The organism is Niallia sp. Sow4_A1 (genome assembly GCF_052116745.1).
GTDB classification, from domain to species: Bacteria; Bacillota; Bacilli; order Bacillales; family Cytobacillaceae; genus Niallia; species Niallia hominis.
This window is the reverse complement of record NZ_JBQKKM010000010.1, coordinates 58,014-74,146: the sequence shown is the minus strand read 5'-3', so window position 1 is coordinate 74,146 and position 16,133 is coordinate 58,014. Positions and strand designations below refer to the sequence as shown.

The 16,133-nt window shown below is 34.6% G+C and carries 13 protein-coding genes; 4 read left to right on the top strand and 9 right to left on the bottom strand.

The genetic code is table 11. The features are described 5' to 3' along the window. Positions 1-39: 39 nt before the first annotated feature. Complete coding sequence (gene pilM, locus ACTQ5K_RS07885) at positions 40-2,199, top strand: cell division protein FtsA (protein ID WP_031540519.1); 2,160 nt, start codon at positions 40-42, stop codon at positions 2,197-2,199. Positions 2,200-2,342: 143 nt separating this feature from the next. Here the strand turns inward: pilM and ytxJ are convergent, their stop codons facing one another. The 3 genes from ytxJ to ACTQ5K_RS07870 form a co-directional block, all read right to left on the bottom strand. Beyond that, on the bottom strand, positions 2,343-2,669 hold the full coding sequence (gene ytxJ, locus ACTQ5K_RS07880; protein ID WP_031540518.1) for a bacillithiol system redox-active protein YtxJ: 327 nt from the start codon (positions 2,667-2,669) through the stop codon (positions 2,343-2,345). Between the two features lie 208 nt (positions 2,670-2,877). Continuing rightward, positions 2,878-3,345 carry a YtxH domain-containing protein gene (locus ACTQ5K_RS07875; protein WP_031540517.1) on the bottom strand — a complete coding sequence of 156 codons (468 nt, stop codon included), beginning with the start codon at positions 3,343-3,345 and terminating at the stop codon, positions 2,878-2,880. A gap of 17 nt (positions 3,346-3,362) precedes the next feature. Beyond that, positions 3,363-3,806 carry a DUF948 domain-containing protein gene (locus tag ACTQ5K_RS07870; RefSeq protein ID WP_035416867.1) on the bottom strand — a complete coding sequence of 148 codons (444 nt, stop codon included), beginning with the start codon at positions 3,804-3,806 and terminating at the stop codon, positions 3,363-3,365. A 270-nt stretch (positions 3,807-4,076) separates the two neighbouring features. Between ACTQ5K_RS07870 and ACTQ5K_RS07865 the strand changes: the two genes are divergently transcribed. After that, positions 4,077-5,192, top strand: coding sequence for an aminopeptidase (locus ACTQ5K_RS07865; protein WP_441993815.1), 1,116 nt, complete (start codon positions 4,077-4,079; stop codon positions 5,190-5,192). 124 nt (positions 5,193-5,316) lie between these two features. Here ACTQ5K_RS07865 and murC read toward each other — a convergent pair whose 3' ends face one another. From murC to ACTQ5K_RS07845, 4 genes are all read right to left on the bottom strand, one after another. Then, on the bottom strand, positions 5,317-6,615 hold the full coding sequence (gene murC / locus ACTQ5K_RS07860) for a UDP-N-acetylmuramate--L-alanine ligase (protein WP_031540514.1): 1,299 nt from the start codon (positions 6,613-6,615) through the stop codon (positions 5,317-5,319). 457 nt (positions 6,616-7,072) lie between these two features. Then, entirely contained in the window at positions 7,073-9,586 is a 2,514-nt protein-coding gene (locus tag ACTQ5K_RS07855; protein ID WP_441993814.1) for a DNA translocase FtsK, read from the bottom strand. A gap of 381 nt (positions 9,587-9,967) precedes the next feature. Beyond that, positions 9,968-10,768, bottom strand: coding sequence for a DUF1444 domain-containing protein (locus ACTQ5K_RS07850; RefSeq protein ID WP_031540512.1), 801 nt, complete (start codon positions 10,766-10,768; stop codon positions 9,968-9,970). A gap of 250 nt (positions 10,769-11,018) precedes the next feature. Next, on the bottom strand, positions 11,019-11,333 hold the full coding sequence (locus ACTQ5K_RS07845; protein ID WP_031540511.1) for a thioredoxin family protein: 315 nt from the start codon (positions 11,331-11,333) through the stop codon (positions 11,019-11,021). 237 nt (positions 11,334-11,570) lie between these two features. On the opposite strand from ACTQ5K_RS07845, the gene ACTQ5K_RS07840 reads away from it, so the two are divergent. Then, positions 11,571-13,571 carry a methyl-accepting chemotaxis protein gene (locus ACTQ5K_RS07840; protein ID WP_235251228.1) on the top strand — a complete coding sequence of 667 codons (2,001 nt, stop codon included), beginning with the start codon at positions 11,571-11,573 and terminating at the stop codon, positions 13,569-13,571. Between the two features lie 89 nt (positions 13,572-13,660). Here ACTQ5K_RS07840 and ACTQ5K_RS07835 read toward each other — a convergent pair whose 3' ends face one another. Both ACTQ5K_RS07835 and ACTQ5K_RS07830 read right to left on the bottom strand, forming a co-directional pair. After that, entirely contained in the window at positions 13,661-14,179 is a 519-nt protein-coding gene (locus ACTQ5K_RS07835; RefSeq protein ID WP_031540509.1) for a DUF84 family protein, read from the bottom strand. 127 nt (positions 14,180-14,306) lie between these two features. Next, positions 14,307-15,380, bottom strand: coding sequence for a M42 family metallopeptidase (locus ACTQ5K_RS07830; protein ID WP_031540508.1), 1,074 nt, complete (start codon positions 15,378-15,380; stop codon positions 14,307-14,309). A gap of 410 nt (positions 15,381-15,790) precedes the next feature. Here ACTQ5K_RS07830 and ACTQ5K_RS07825 point away from each other — a divergent pair, with 410 nt between their 5' ends. Next, positions 15,791-16,105: a hypothetical protein gene (locus tag ACTQ5K_RS07825; RefSeq protein WP_031540507.1), complete on the top strand. Its 315-nt coding sequence runs from the start codon at positions 15,791-15,793 to the stop codon at positions 16,103-16,105. Positions 16,106-16,133 lie beyond the last annotated feature (28 nt).

The following is a 16,133-nucleotide window of genomic DNA, read 5'->3' as shown; positions in this document are numbered from 1 at the left end:
CAAGAGTTTATATTTAAATAAAAAAGAAGGTGTTTTTCTGTGCAAAATAATGAAAAACTGTTTGCATTAGATATTGGTACTCGCTCCGTTGTCGGTATTATCTTAGAAAAGAAAGAAGACAAATATCATGTTTCTGACCTTTTAGCCATTGAACATACAGAAAGAGCAATGTTAGATGGTCAAATTCATGACGTATTAGCCGTATCTAAAATTATTAAAGAAATTAAAAATCAATTAGAAATAAAACATGGCCCTCTGGAAAAAGTTAGTGTTGCAGCTGCTGGAAGAGCTTTAAAGACAGAACGAGCATCTTATGAAATGAACATAGAAAGAAAACCGTTAATTACAAAAGAAGATATATTACATTTGGAATTGACTGCTGTGCAGCAAGCTCAAAGCTCTGTTGCAGAAAAAAATGAACGTGATAAAGGACAATTTTATTATTGTGTTGGCTATTCTGTTCTCCACTATTCTCTTGATGATCAAGAAATGGGTAGCTTAATTGACCAGCAAGGTTTAATTGCAAAAGTAGAAATTATCGCTACTTTTTTACCTAAGGTTGTTGTCGAATCCCTGATAGCTGCTTTACATAGAGCAGATTTAGAAATGCAAGCTTTAACGCTTGAACCAATTGCAGCCATCAATGTACTTATACCCCCCTCCATGAGAAGATTAAATGTTGCTTTAGTAGACATTGGGGCTGGAACATCCGATATAGCAATTACTGATTCTGGTACTGTTATTGCCTATGGAATGGTCCCCGTTGCGGGAGATGAAATAACCGAGGCACTAAGTGATGCATATTTATTAGACTTTCCACTGGCAGAGAAGGCGAAAAGAGAATTATCTCAAAATGATCATATTGAGATTTCAGATATCCTTGGATTCACGACTGAATTACATAAAGAAGAGGTTATTAAAGAAATCGAGCCAGCACTAGATAAATTGGCAGATACCATCTGTAGGGAAATTCTTTCGTTAAATAATCACAAATCACCTAAAGCAGTAATGCTAGTTGGTGGCGGAAGCCAAACGCCGGCATTACAGTTGAAGATTGCAGAAATGCTAAATTTGCCTGCTAATAGAGTTGCAATAAGAGGAATCGATGCTATCACCCAACTAACCTTTGAAAAGTCCTTCCACTTTGGACCAGAGCTTGTAACACCAATTGGAATCGCTATTACAGCTGAAAAAATGCCAGTCCAATATAAAACGGTTTATATTAATGAACAACCTGTCAGATTATTTGAAGTAAATAAATTAACCGTTGGAGATTGTCTTTTGGCATCTGGCATAAAGATGACCCAGCTATATGGAAAACCAGGCAATGCTATGATTGTTACGATAAATAATCAAAAAATAACTATTCCAGGAAGTCATGGCAAAGGACCAACTATTTTAAGAAATGAAATACCTTGCTCATTAGAAGATACAGTGGAGGATGGAGAAGCATTAACCGTTTACTGTGGGAAGGATGGAGAACAAGCAATTGTTCAAATAAAGGACTTAATTGATACAGAAGCAGACAAAAATATTATGATTAATAATAAAAGCTATACGATTCATTCTAAGATTGTATGCAATGGAGAAGCTGTTTCAAGTGATTACCAAGTAGAAGATAAAGATATCATCGTGTATCACGCAGATACCACCATTCATGAGGCATTAAAATCACTAAATTTAACCCATCTTATTGATGAACTTCAGCCATTCCAACTTTTAATAAACGGAAAAGAAACGATTCTTCCTGCTTTTTCTGGAAAAATTATTAAGAATGGTTTGCCTTGTCGTATAAGTCAGTATTTTGAACATAATGATGAAATTATATTAGAACAAAGAAAAACACCAACTGTTCAAGAATTAACAGAAAAAAAACAAATTTTAATGTACCAAATACTTCCTGTCTATTTTAATGACAAAAAAATAACCCTTACAAAACAATTAGCACAAATACAAAGAAAGGGACAAATTCTACAACTGGATGATCTTTTATACAGTGGAGATGACATTAGAATAGAGCAAAAACCATTTGAGGGGTTTTTATTTCAAGATTTATTCGCTTTTGTAAATATTAATATGCCTCAAAACGGCGGGGGATCTTTTCAGCTTTTACGAAACGGAGAACGTGCAACCTTTTTAACCCCTATAAAAAAAGACGATAAGCTTTCAATCGTTTGGCCTGTTAAAACAGGAAGTTAGAATAAAGACAAATAAACGGTTATAAATCATTTAACATTACAAAAAGGAAGTCAGACTACCATCTTCCGACTTCCTTTTTTTGTGTGTTTATGTAAAATTTGATTTTTACTTATCTTTAGCTGAATCGCTAGGACTACCCTACATTATCTTTCTATCACAGCTTTTTGTAAAGAATCTACCGTTATTTTTCCATGTGATGTATGCCAAACAATATGATTGTTTTCAAAAAGTAACGCTTGCGGAGATTCATGCCTTACTTGATAATTTTCTGCAATATAGTTAGATAATGCTCTTGATTCTTGTACAGCTAAATAGTATGTAGCGATTTCTTTATTATCTTCCGCATATTGTTTATATTCATCAAAAGCATTCGCACTAATTGGACATGTCAAGCTATGCTTAACCAACCAAAATATCTCTTTACTTTGAACAAGACCTTCAAATTTTTCAACAGTGTCTATTTTTTTCATTTCTAACCATCCTATCTTAAATAGCTTTCCTAAGACTCTTTAACTAATCGAAAGGGTTCTAGAAAGGAATCAATCTACTTAAAACAGCCTATATACCTATTGGCTATCTGCATGTAGCTTAACTTAAAAGACTGTCTCTTTTTAGCGTAGAAAGCGAATGGTAATATAGACTGCAAACTTTAACGATATTTTATACAAATCGTCCTTATCAATGATTGTATTTACTTTCTGTTTCATCAAATGCTTTTTTTGTTTCTGCTAGTTTTTGTTGAATTTCATCAAATTCCGAGCTTTTTAAACTAGTACTTAAATCAGATGCCTCTTCTTTCAGTTCATCAAAATGATCAGAAGTATTATCTTGTGCTTTCGTACTTTTCACCTTATCCATAATATCACTAGAAGTTTTTGTTACTACATTACTAATCTTGTCTGTTTTATCCTTCGCAATGGAAATGAACTCTGTGCCTTTTTCTTTTACAGTATCCGTTAATTCAATTCCTTTATCCTTCCAAGCTCCTGCTTGTCCGTTCAAATCATGAAGCAATTCTTTTCCAGGCTTTGGAGCAAGAAATAAAGCGGTAGCTGCACCGACAACCCCACCTAAAATGGCACCGACTAGAAAATCCTTCGTACTTGAGTTTTCATTTGCATGGATTATTTCTTGTTCTCGCTTCATTATTAAACATCCTCCTTTTAATTACTTCTTACTCGCGTTCGATTTTGTTCTGTCTTTCTAGCTTGCCACTGATCTTTAATATTCATAAATACTTTGCTATATTGAACAATTTGAGCTATTTTATCTTGATTTTTCGTAAGTGTATTTTCTACATTTTGCGTAATCGTTTGAACAGACTGATTAAAACCTTGTACACTTGTTCCTACATCCTTGACTGCATCTACGACTGAATTTAAACTTTCCGATTTCTGTTGAATATCTGTAGCTAAATCATTCGTTTTTTGTAATAAAATTGTTGTTTCTCTTGTAACGCCATCTAATTGCCTTTCTAACCCGACAAGTGTTTTTGAAACACTATCAAGCGTGATATGTAGTGATTTCAATGTTCTAGCAACATAAATGACTAGAATTGTAAATGCTATAGCTATTAAAGCTACACTTAAATATAAAAGATTTATCATCCTTATCGCACCTCCACTTTATTGGTCTTTTCCCACAATCGGTATGACTAAAACCTTAGTTTTATTATAATTGGAAAAACTTACAGAAACAAATGATTCCTTTCCATTCCTCTACTACGGGACCATGTTTGTGGAGAAAAATAATAGAAAGAGTCCGATTCTGATTATTTTTTTCTTATTTCTTATTTTTTATAACCGTTTATATTTAAGGAAAAAATTTTTTCGGGTACAATAAGAAAGTTATCACATTTATAAAACTTGGAGGTACATATGAAAGATCCACGCATTGATCAACTAGCAAAAAATTTAATTAATTATTCTGTTCGTTTACAAAAAGGAGAAAAAGTACTTATTGAAAACTTTGGACTTCAAAAGGAGCTTGTAAAAGCCCTTGTCCGTGAAGCATACGCTGTTGGAGGTTACCCATTTGTTTACCTAAAAGACAATGATATTAATCGTTCCTTGCTTTTAGGAGCTCAAGAAGAGCAATATGAAATGATGGCACAATTTGAAGCAAATGTAATGCGTAATATGGATGCATACATTGGGCTTCGTGCTGGCGATAACATTAATGAACTTGCAGACGTACCAGCAGAGGGAATGAAGATTGAAGGATCGACAATTGGTAAAAAGGTACATAGAGAAATTCGTGTGCCAAAAACTAGATGGGTTGTCCTACGTTATCCTAGTGCATCCATGGCACAGCTTGCGAGAATGAGCACAGATGCATTTGAGGATTTCTATTTCGATGTATGTAATCTAGATTACGGGAAAATGGATATAGCAATGGATGCCCTTGTGGAGTTAATGAATCGTACAGATAAAGTTCGTTTAGCTGGTCCTGGCACAGACTTAACCTTCTCTATTAAGGATATTCCTGCAATAAAATGTTCTGGACAAATGAATATCCCAGATGGTGAAGTCTATACTGCTCCTGTACGAGATTCAATCAATGGAGTACTAACATATAACACACCTTCCCCATATCAGGGCTTTACTTTTGAAAATGTAAGCTTAAAGTTCGAAGATGGAAAAATTGTTGAAGCAACTTCAAATGATACAGAAAGATTGAACAAAGTTCTGGATACAGATGAAGGTGCTCGTTATATTGGTGAATTTGCTATTGGAGTAAACCCATATATTTTACATCCGATGCAAGATATCTTATTCGATGAGAAAATCGATGGAAGCTTCCACTTTACACCAGGACAAGCTTACGATAACGCCTATAATGGCAATAACTCCAATATCCACTGGGATATGGTAAATATTCAACGTCCTGATTATGGTGGCGGAGAAATCTACTTTGACGATGTGCTCATCAGAAAAGATGGTAAGTTTGTCATTCCAGAATTAGAAGCATTGAATCCAGAGAATTTAAAGTAATGATATTGAAATTCTAAACATTTGGTTTTTAAAATATCCGTATAAATTGTCAAAAAAGGGATCAGAATTAACATTCTGATCCCTTTCTTTCCCCTCTTAAATATGAAGCTAAGAGTCCTATTGTCTATTCTAATGTTTTTTCATAAGCACTTTGATATTTTTGAATATCGCCTGCGCCCATAAACAAGATGACACTGTTATTATGTTCACTTAATGAAGAAATCGTTTCTTCGGAAATGATTTTGCTTCCCGGTACTTTATCTGCTAAGTCTTTTATGCTTAGTTTACCGTGATTTTCACGGGCAGAACCAAATATATCACATAGATAGGTAGAATCTGCCAAATTCAAACTGTCTGCAAATTCTTGAAGAAACGCTTGTGTACGCGAAAATGTATGTGGCTGGAATACAGCAACTACTTCACGATCAGGATATTTCTGACGTGCTGCTTCCACCGTTGCTTTGATTTCTGTAGGATGGTGGGCATAGTCATCAATAATTACCTGTGTACCGATTGTCTTTTCTGTAAATCTTCGTTTAACACCTTCAAATGTCATTAAACGTTCTTTCACGACTTCTGCGTCCAATTCTTCATAATGGCTAAGCGCGATCACCGATAGAGCATTTAAGATATTATGATCACCAAATGTCGGGATAGAGAATGTATTGTAATACGTATTACGTACATACACTTCAAACGTTGTGCCTTCCGTTGTTTTCTCCACATTCCTTGCTTGGAAGTCATTTTCGTCACCAAATCCATAAAATACTACCGGTACTTTCGCTTGAATTTTTTGTAGATGTTCATCATCTCCACAAGCAAAAATTCCTTTTTTAACTTGCCATGCCATTTCTTGAAAGGCAGAAAATACATCATCCACATTAGCAAAATAATCTGGGTGATCAAAATCAATATTAGTCATTACAGCATAATCAGGGAAATACGAAAGAAAATGTCTTCTGTATTCACAAGCTTCAAAAGCAAAATATTCTGCTCCTACTACCCCTTTACCCGTTCCGTCACCAATTAAATACGCAGTAGGCTTAGCACCTTTCATTACATGTGAAAGTAACCCAGTCGTCGATGTTTTACCATGCGCACCCGTTATGGCTATACTTGTAAATTGCTTCATAAAATCGCCAAGGAAACGATGGTAACGAATAACTGGAAGTCCTAGCTTCACTGCTTCTTCTACTTCTTCATGTGTATCAGGAAAAGCATTCCCAACAATCACATTCATTCCTGGTTTAATGTTCTCTCGTTGAAAAGGAAGAATTTTTATTCCTGCTTGTTCTAAAGCAACCTGAGTGAAAAATGTTTTCTCCACATCTGATCCTTGTACTTCGAAACCCATATCATGTAAAATTTGTGCTAATGCACTCATCCCCGACCCTTTTATACCTACGAAGTGGTAAATAGTCATATAAAGAACCTCCAACTACGCATATCTTTTAACAGTATATGATATCCTCATTCAATTTGCTAATTGCATTTATATGTATGCAATTTTGATTTTATTTTATTTTTTCTCATTTAGCATTTATTCATGTTCTCGCTAAACATTAACTTTTTTTTTCCTTTTTTATTTCACATTTATTCATTATATCATCTTTTAAGTTGAAAAACTACGCAACAATACATTTCCAATGTATGACATTTTTAACCAAATGCCTTTTCTTATAGCTTTTTCGTAAAGATGTTACTCTATCCCCAAGTCTAAAATACACTTCGCTTTCCGCAGGGCTCGCACTAAAATCGCTTCTGCAGGGTCTCAAAGTGGCTCGCTACTCTCTCATTAGGTCTAGGTATAACGCTACTCTATTTTTCCAACTAATTCTTTTTTATTAATAAAATACGATTTTTTAGAAAACAGCCTTTTTTCATTCACTGTCCTGCAATTGTATTAATTCACTTTCTGTGATTAATACTTCTCTAGGCTTCGTTCCTCTTGCTTCTGATATAAACCCTTGCTTTTCCATCATATCAATCAGCCTTGCTGCCCGATTATAGCCAATTTTAAAGTTCCTTTGAAGACTAGATGTTGAAGCACCACCTTGTTCAATAATAAATTCACATGCTTCATAAAATAGCTCATCTTCTTCTTCAGACATTTGGACCTTTTTTAACAGCTCTTCTTGTTCAAATAAATATTCAGGTTTTCTTTCTTTTCTAACGTGGGCCACTACTTGATCAATTTCTTCATCTGATACAAAGGTACCTTGCAATCGTACTGGCTTTGATGTTCCATTTTCTAAAAACAGCATATCTCCTTTACCCAATAGCTTCTCGGCACCACTAATATCTATTACGGTTCGTGAATCAATTTGAGAGGAGACTGAGAAAGCGATTCGTGTCGGCACATTTGCCTTAATCAAACCGGTAATAACATCAACTGAAGGTCTCTGTGTGGCAATCAAAAGGTGAATTCCACACGCTCTTGCTTTTTGAGCTATTCTGCTAATTGCTTCTTCTACATCTGCTGGTGCCATCATCATTAAATCCGCTAATTCATCAATCACAATAACTAAATAAGGCAATTTGTCACTGTATCTTTTATGTTCATCAGCTAGTTGATTAAACTTAGTAATGTCTCTAACCCCGGCATGTGCTAATAACTCATATCTTCTTTCCATCTCTTCTACAGCCCATTTTAATGCAGCCGTTGCCGCCTTTACATCTGTAATAACGGGACTAGCTAAATGCGGCACATAATTATATGGTGCCAACTCAACCATTTTAGGATCCACTAACAATAGCTTTAATTCTTCTGGCTTTGCCTTATACAGCAAGCTAACAAGCATTGTATTTATACAGACGCTTTTCCCAGAACCAGTTGCCCCAGCGATTAAGCCATGTGGCATTTTTCGTAAATCTGTTACGATTGGTTTACCGGAAATATCTAATCCCATAGCTACAGTTAAAGGAGAAGATGAATTTTTAAATTCATCGCTTTCCAAAATTTCTCTTATTAGCACAGGTCGGCTACTTTGATTTGGCACCTCTATTCCTACCGTATGCTTTCCAGGAATTGGTGCTTCAATTCTTATATCTTTAGCAGCTAAGCTTAATTTTAGATCATCCGAAAGGTTTGTAATTTTACTAACCTTAACTCCTGGCTCAGGCTGTACTTCATATCGTGTCACAGAGGGTCCTTGTGTTACATTTACTACCTTTGCATGAACATTAAAGTTAGTAAATGTATTATTTAAAAGTAGTGTCTGCTCTTCAATCCAGCCGTCCTTTTCTATTTGCAAAATAGGGGGATGTAATAAATTTTCTTCTGGAAAAACGTAATATGGTAAATCATGATGGTTCTCTATATCCTTCTCTAGCATAGAAGTGGTTTCTTCTTCCAACTTCGGTTGCTGAAGCGGCTTCTCATAGGCTTTATTTTCGACTTTTTTATTAGCCAAAGACTGTCTATCTTTATTTAGCATCAATACATTAAAAGGCAATGGACCTTTTTTAGAAGAGGTTGCTTTCTTGTTTTCTTTTTCTTGTAATTCTGTCTCTCGCGATTCTTCTTCAATTGCTCCAATGATTTCTTCCTTATTTTGCTCAGGAATTTTTTCTTCCCTAATTTCCAAATCTTTCAGCAAAATCGGCTGATCGTTTTGTTCTTGCTCTTCTACTAACCTTTCAGTTTGTGTAGTAATTTCATCATCCATTTCAGGTGAAACTATTTCTTCCGCTTCTAGTGAACTATCCCCACTATCCTTATATTGCAAGTTTTTCTCACTCTCTAACCATTCTTCTGTAAACAGAGAAAGTATTTCCTCTTGCTCATTAATTGGCTCGATTACTTCCTGAGTGGATGTAGGTTGTTCTTGTGCTACAGCTATCTTATCATTCACTATTTCTTTCCATGCAAGTAATTCCTCATTCTGCCTTTGTTCTGTCTGGATAGTAGCTGATTCAACCGGAGATTCAATCTCTTCTTTTACTCTTGGTTGTTGTATCGTAATACTCGTTTCTTTTCGTTCCGGGCGATTATATCCATATATAGGAGAAATTGTTTCAGTCGGCTTAAAAGGTCGATTAGAACTATATGTATTGGATGTTTGATTTTCCCTCGGATTACTTTTAGGCTCTTCTTTTAATGGACGATTAAATGGTTTATTGCTATCTTGTCTTTCATCCGCGAAAGTTTGTCTTGCTTTCTCTCTTCTAGTTTTCCTTTCCATTTCCTTCCTATCGTCTTCATCCCCATCTGGAATTAACGGAAAGCGAAAGTTTCCTTTCGGATATTGATAAATAACTTTGGAATCCATCTCTTTTTTCCATGCTGTTGATTCCTTGTTTGGTTGATCGTATACCTCTACCGTTTCTTCAATTTGGTTCAGCTCATCTTCTTCACTAACAAACTGTTTAAATACTTTCTTGAACCAATTCACACTTAATCACTCTTTCTTTCAAATCTCATTACTATTTTAACAGTTATGTTCAGAATTTCGAGCACTATTTTTTAACATCTCTTCCTTTCCCTATTCAGGAAGAGACTAAACAAAAATTAAACCTTCGATTCGTATAATAAGCGTCATCCACAAAAAAAGAGAAACGATTTGAAAGTTTTTTGATTCCTAATTGCCCTTTCATCAAGTTTCTCTTTTTAATTAAGTAAAACGGGGTAATTTCCCCGTTTTCATCAAAGGAATGGTGTTCCTCTTCTCCATGGTATCTTTCAATCTACATGCATGTTATTTTAATATAAAAACATTTCAATTAGATGTCATTCAAAAGTAATTTATGCATCGATTTGATTACATTCTATACGATTATTTTTCGCGCTTTTTATTTTTCCCTAATATAAACACTGGCTCTAATTCTCCATTTTCATAGAGAAAAGATAATGCAGTAATTGGAACTCTGCCACTTGCAAAAAAGCTCATCGTCATTTGGGCAAGTATATCATACCCTGTTTCATTTCGAATATCTCCAATTATAAGGACATCCTGATGTGGCACAGCAACAGTCATTGTTCCTTCCATCTGTTCGTCCATTTCTTTTAAAAATGCATCATTTAATATCCTACTTGCATCGTAGCCATCATTACTATTTATAAAATAAAAGATATTTTCTGCAACACTGTCTGTCTTTACACTAGTTGGTAGAGACCTTACGTTAAAGAGAGCCATCTCTTTAATAGCTGTCTTTGTCCACTTTTCCTTTTCCATTAATTTCTCGTCGATGAGACGATACGTGTTTCCCATATCTAAGGCATAGTATATTCTTGTTTCTGCTGTATGCTCATCTGTTATAAATGGAATCTCTTCATTCGATTGCTGTGGAAAAGAAGTAGAACGTATAACTGGAAAGATTTTTTTCTCTTTCCCATCTATTTTGCTATCTTTTTCAATTGCTCCTAATCCATGCTCAATATAATAAACAATCTCATCTACTGCTTTCTCTTTTTGTGTTTCCCATTTTGCAATTATTTCAGGTAAAGAGACCGTAACGCCCTTGCCTGTCTGCTTGCTTTCTATGCGTACCAGATCTTTTTTACTATCAAAAGTAAATGTCCGATCCTCGTTATTAATTCGTTGTTTAAGCATGTCCTTCATTTTTTTACTGGTCATTTTCATTCTTGCTTCACTTCCGTCCTATTAGGTGTCATTTTTTTTATTATACTCTATCCCATCTTATATTCATCGTTTTGATAATGAATTTTATTCAAATCAATGGAAAAAGGTTATCTCAAATAGAAAAATATAGCAGGAAACTATGTTATTCCTACGCTATATTTTTTATGGGAGACAACCTTTTAACGTAAACAAATCTTCTTAAACTGCTTCTCACTTATGCACGTAATAAATACGCACCATTCCTTTATAAAGACTCAATAAATTTTTCAATTTCTTCTTGTGTTTTTCGATCCTTGCTTACAAATCTGCCTAGTTCTTTTCCGCCTTCAAAAGCAATAAAGCTTGGAATGCCAAATACGTCTAATTCGATGCATGTATCAATAAATTTATCTCGATCCACATGTACAAATGTATAGTTATCATATTTAGCTTCTACTTCTGGCATAAATGGTTCAATAAATCGACAGTCTCCACACCATTGTGCTGAAAAAAGAAAAATATGTTTTTCCGGACTATTTTTAAGCTCTGTAAATTCTTCTACTGATTGTAAATCTTTCATTGTAAAGCCCCCTTAAATAATTCATGCCACTTTCTTTAAATAGTATCAGAATTCCCTTTTCCTAACTACTAATATGCTTTCCTATTGATTGTATTTTATCAACCAATCTCCTCTCTTTTTTTATGTCATTTTAACTATTTCATAAAATTCTTTAAATGACTATTGTCCTATTTTTTATTCCCATCTATAATTATATAATATTCAGTTTTTTAAGAATTTTCAAAAAGAGGTGATAGGATGAAAACAATAAAATCGAAATTATATTTTATTTTAGGATTAGCAATTTGTGGATTTATTTCTATTTTAGGCGCAATATTCGTTCTTAATAATGCTCAAACAGAAAGTAAACAACAAGAACTACATCTATTATCTACTATTGGGGATGGAAAAGAGATTAAAGCGATTATTTATGAGACACGAAATATCGAAGGGGAATATCTTCAATTACCAAGCTACGCATTAGCAGAAAGTGTAAAAGCTGAGGGGACAAAATTAGTCCACCTAGCTGAGCAATACAGTGAAGATAAAAATCTTTCAAAAGAACTACAACAAAAATTTAAACAAATAGCTGCAGATGGGAATAATTATTTAGATGGATTTGATACATTGTCTAACCAATATGAAACGATTGGTTACGAACCATATGAAGGACTAAAGGGGAACGTTCAAAGTTCTGTTAAAGAACTGCAATCGATTATACAGTATACAAACGATAGCATTCTTATTTCTGAACTCGAGGAATTACATACTAATGAAGAACATTATATTACTACACAAAATAAGATATTTTATGAAAATTTCCTCGAGATTTCATCCGGCTATGCAGATAGATTAGATAATAACACCGCTCTTTCAGCTGAGCAAAAGCAGGCGATTACAACTAGTTTCAATAATTATTTTGATGCTTTGAAAGAAATCAACCGTTCTTATGAAGGAAGTACTGATTTTATCACAGCCTTTGATTCACAATCTCAATCCATCCAAACCAACATTCAAGAACTTGAAAACGCCCTATCTAGTGAACAAAACAGATTAAATACAGAATTGCTTCAAAAAAATAGAATGTATACTGCCATCATCCTTTCTGTCAGTATTCTCATCATTTTACTCCTATTTGTCATTGGATTATTTCTTTTAAAAATGATTAATAAATCGATTCAATTACTTATCTCCGCTGCAAAAAAAATTAGTGAGGGAAATTTTTATTATCGTGTTCCTATAACAACTAAAGATGAAATGAGTATTCTTGCAATTGCTTTTAATCAGATGGCAGAAAAAGTCCAAAATAGTTTACTCTTTATCTCTACTTCAGGGGATCAATTACATGCTTCGTCCCAAGAGTTAAGTACTATTTCAAAAGAGACAACTGCACAAGCAAATGAAGTGGACCAAAGCATCCAGCAAATTGCTTTAGGAGCTTCAGAACAGTCTAATCGTCTATTTAACAGTCTTCATAATATAAAAGATGTGGAAGAAGCGATTGAGCAAGCAGTGACACTTGATAAACAGGTTACAAAAGAGGTTCATTTAGCTAGCGAAGAAAGTAAAATAGGCTTGCAAACAGTGAAGGAATTAGAAAATATATCTACACATTTTCTTCACTTAACACAAATGCTAACAAAAAAAGTGGTACATGCTACCTATTATTCGGAAAAAATCGCTTCGATTGTTGATACCATTCAAACCATTGCAGACAGTACAAATCTCCTTGCCTTAAATGCTGCTATTGAAGCTGCCAGAGCAGGAGAAAGTGGAAAAGGATTTACGGTTGTCGCAACAGAAGTTCGTCATCTAGCAGAAAAATCAAAAAAGGAAGCAGAAGACATCCACTGCTTAGTTTCTGAAATGACAGAGGAAATGAATCAGCTGAAGGAAAATGCTGAACAGTTAAACGAATACAGGAGTTATCAAGAAAAATCAGTTTATACGACAAAATTAGTTTTTGAAAATATAGTGAAATCCATTGCCAATATCAATGTAAAAGTGGGTACAATCAACAAAGCAGTAACGAAAATTAAGGAAGCAAATCAGTCCTTAAAGGGGGATGTTCTTGAGGTATACAATGTTTCTCAAAATGCAGCTGCTTCCACACAGGAGGTTTCTGCTTCTAGTGAAGTTCAATTAGAGGCTGTTATTAAAGTAAATGATTCCGCTTCTCTTCTTCAGCAAATCGCCTTAGATCTGCATAGTGAAGTAAATCAATTCACGCTATCTCCTCCTGATGAAAAGCAGCTTTAAATAAAATAACTCTTATATATAGATAATAGAGAAGATGGTGTACTTAAGCCATCTCCTCTATTATGAAAAAGTCGGATGAGAGTTATGCTTTATTTATTTATTTGGTGAAATTCCATTTGTCCAATGAGTAATTCGACAACATGTTTAAACATCGAGGTTCTATTTATTCTCCCACTTGTAAATATCCCGATAGCACCTTCGTTATGGCGCACATTTTCTTTTTGGGCATATTCATCCATAACTGGTCCTAATTCTTTCCCTGCAACTAACTCCGTCTCAATTTCTTTCGGTAACGGTATTCTTGCTCCACTTGCGATAAAGGTTGTTCCATCCTTTAATACTAATGCACCCCAATTATTCAAAAAGAGGATATCATTTGTGTGATGTACTCCTCCTTCCAATCCAATCCCTATCTCCCCTTCTCCCTCTAGTAAAGCAGCTTTGGCTCGATTAATTGCACCTTTAATAGTTTCTTCATCTGAAAATGGTTGATCACTGACTCCAGAGCTAACATTGAACATAGCATATTCCATATGTTTGTCATTTCCTAGACAATTTTTGACGGCATTCACTTTAGCCATATTATTTGTACCGATACAAACTTTCATGATTATTCTCTCCTAACAAAATTTCTACAGAAAAAGGTATCTCAGCTAATTATAGTTGAGACACCTTTTATGAAGAAAATTCTTCTTTGTTCAAAACAATGCAAATCTACGCTAAATCTGACTATATTTATTGATTAGCACGCAGTGTTTCAATTGTGGTATTATCTGTTGTTTTTACTAATTTAGTAAGCAATTCCTTTGCAGCTGCATAATCATCAATATGAATAATAGAAGCACTTGTATGAATATATCGAGAACATATTCCAATAACAGCACTTGGAACCCCGTCATTAGAAATATGAACTTGTCCCGCATCTGTTCCACCAGGTGAAATAAAATACTGATAGGCAATTTTATTAGACTCAGCAGTATCTAAAATAAATTCTCTCATTCCTTTATGCATAACCATTGTACGATCATAAATACGGAGTAAGGCACCTTTACCAAGCTGGCCAAATTGATTTTTATCCCCTGAGGCATCATTTGCAGGACTTGCATCTAAAGCATAGAATACATCGGGCTTAATCATATTAGCTGCTGTTCTAGCCCCTCTAAGACCTACTTCTTCTTGTACGGTAGCACCAGAATATAAGATATTTGGTATCTCTTCTCCTTGAAGGTTTTTCAACAATTCAATTGCTAACCCACAGCCATAACGATTATCCCACGCTTTGGCCATAATTTTCTTTTCATTCGCAAGAGGAGTAAATGGGCAAATTGGAACAATCATCTGACCTGGTTTAATTCCAATTTTCAAGGCATCTTCTTTATCATCAGCACCAATATCAATAAGCATATTTTTTATATCCATTGGTTTACTTCTTAATGCTTCATCCAATAGATGTGGAGGAATAGAACCAATAACCCCTATTACAGGACCATTATTCGTAATTATCTGTACTCTTTGTGCTAGAAGCACTTGACTCCACCATCCACCTATTGGCTGAAAGCGAATCATTCCATTATCTGTGATGGATGTTACCATAAATCCAACTTCATCCATATGACCAGCAACCATTACAGTCGGGCCATCCTCTTGCCCTCTTTTTACACCAAATATACTGCCAAGATTATCTTGCACTATCTCATTTGTATAAAGACTTAATTGTTCTTTCATAAAATTTCGAACTTGATGTTCATTCCCAGCTACACCAGGAAGTTCTGTTAAAGTTCTAAACATATCCAAAGTTTGTTGTTCCATTATAGCAAAGCTCCTTTAATTAACTATGTATTTGATAAAGTGAAACTTCCATCAGTAGGGGGCCCTTCCTCTCCACTAAAGGTTAGTTGAACCAATCTAGACCTTTACGGATAGTTGATCTCCCACCTTGCTTCCTTGCTATTCTCTTAAAGCTTCAGGTGGAAGTTTCTGTCCGTTAAGAATGGGATAATATATTTATTGTACCGAAATATTTAAACACATACCACTACTTTCCTTTAACTACTGCCAATTAATCCATTTCATTAAACCAACCTTCGCAAGAAGAATATTACCTTATCATTTCTTCTAGCATATAAATTAGATATAATAACATTATCTGTTTAAAAGGATGGCTTTCTTTTTGATAAACATTCTTGTTTTGAATAAAAAAAACGTAAGGAGCTAAGTTTATGAATTGGAAACAATGTTTAGGAGGGGTTGTTGTTGGAGTGGCTGCAAGTTATCTTGCGAAGAAAACCATTACAAAGAACAATAACCTATCAAGTAATGAAGTTTTACATATAGCAAAAGCAGCCTTTAAAAAAAAGGGGCCGATTAACGGATCGTGGATCAATATGGAAAAAGAAACACTTCATACTCCTGAATCTTCACTCACAGTCTATAGAGGTGGTATTACTCGAATGAATGGTGAAAAACAAGAGGTTTTTGAATTTGTTTCCGATTGTGAGACTGGAACTATTCTTGATGTGAATCAATTAACCTGAGACCTATATAATAACCCGAACAACAATT

Excerpts from the sequence above, each read along its gene's own strand:
- ytxJ (WP_031540518.1), bottom strand. The coding sequence starts at position 2,669 with ATGAAAAAAATAGACACTGTTGAAAAATTTGAAGGTCTTGTTCAAAGT.
- ACTQ5K_RS07875 (WP_031540517.1), bottom strand. The coding sequence starts at position 3,345 with ATGAAGCGAGAACAAGAAATAATCCATGCAAATGAAAACTCAAGTACG.
- ACTQ5K_RS07870 (WP_035416867.1), bottom strand. The coding sequence starts at position 3,806 with ATGATAAATCTTTTATATTTAAGTGTAGCTTTAATAGCTATAGCATTT.
- ACTQ5K_RS07865 (WP_441993815.1), top strand. The coding sequence starts at position 4,077 with ATGAAAGATCCACGCATTGATCAACTAGCAAAAAATTTAATTAATTAT.
- murC (WP_031540514.1), bottom strand. The coding sequence starts at position 6,615 with ATGACTATTTACCACTTCGTAGGTATAAAAGGGTCGGGGATGAGTGCA.
- ACTQ5K_RS07850 (WP_031540512.1), bottom strand. The coding sequence starts at position 10,768 with ATGACCAGTAAAAAAATGAAGGACATGCTTAAACAACGAATTAATAAC.
- ACTQ5K_RS07845 (WP_031540511.1), bottom strand. The coding sequence starts at position 11,333 with ATGAAAGATTTACAATCAGTAGAAGAATTTACAGAGCTTAAAAATAGT.
- ACTQ5K_RS07840 (WP_235251228.1), top strand. The coding sequence starts at position 11,571 with ATGAAAACAATAAAATCGAAATTATATTTTATTTTAGGATTAGCAATT.
- ACTQ5K_RS07835 (WP_031540509.1), bottom strand. The coding sequence starts at position 14,179 with ATGAAAGTTTGTATCGGTACAAATAATATGGCTAAAGTGAATGCCGTC.
- ACTQ5K_RS07830 (WP_031540508.1), bottom strand. The coding sequence starts at position 15,380 with ATGGAACAACAAACTTTGGATATGTTTAGAACTTTAACAGAACTTCCT.
- ACTQ5K_RS07825 (WP_031540507.1), top strand. The coding sequence starts at position 15,791 with ATGAATTGGAAACAATGTTTAGGAGGGGTTGTTGTTGGAGTGGCTGCA.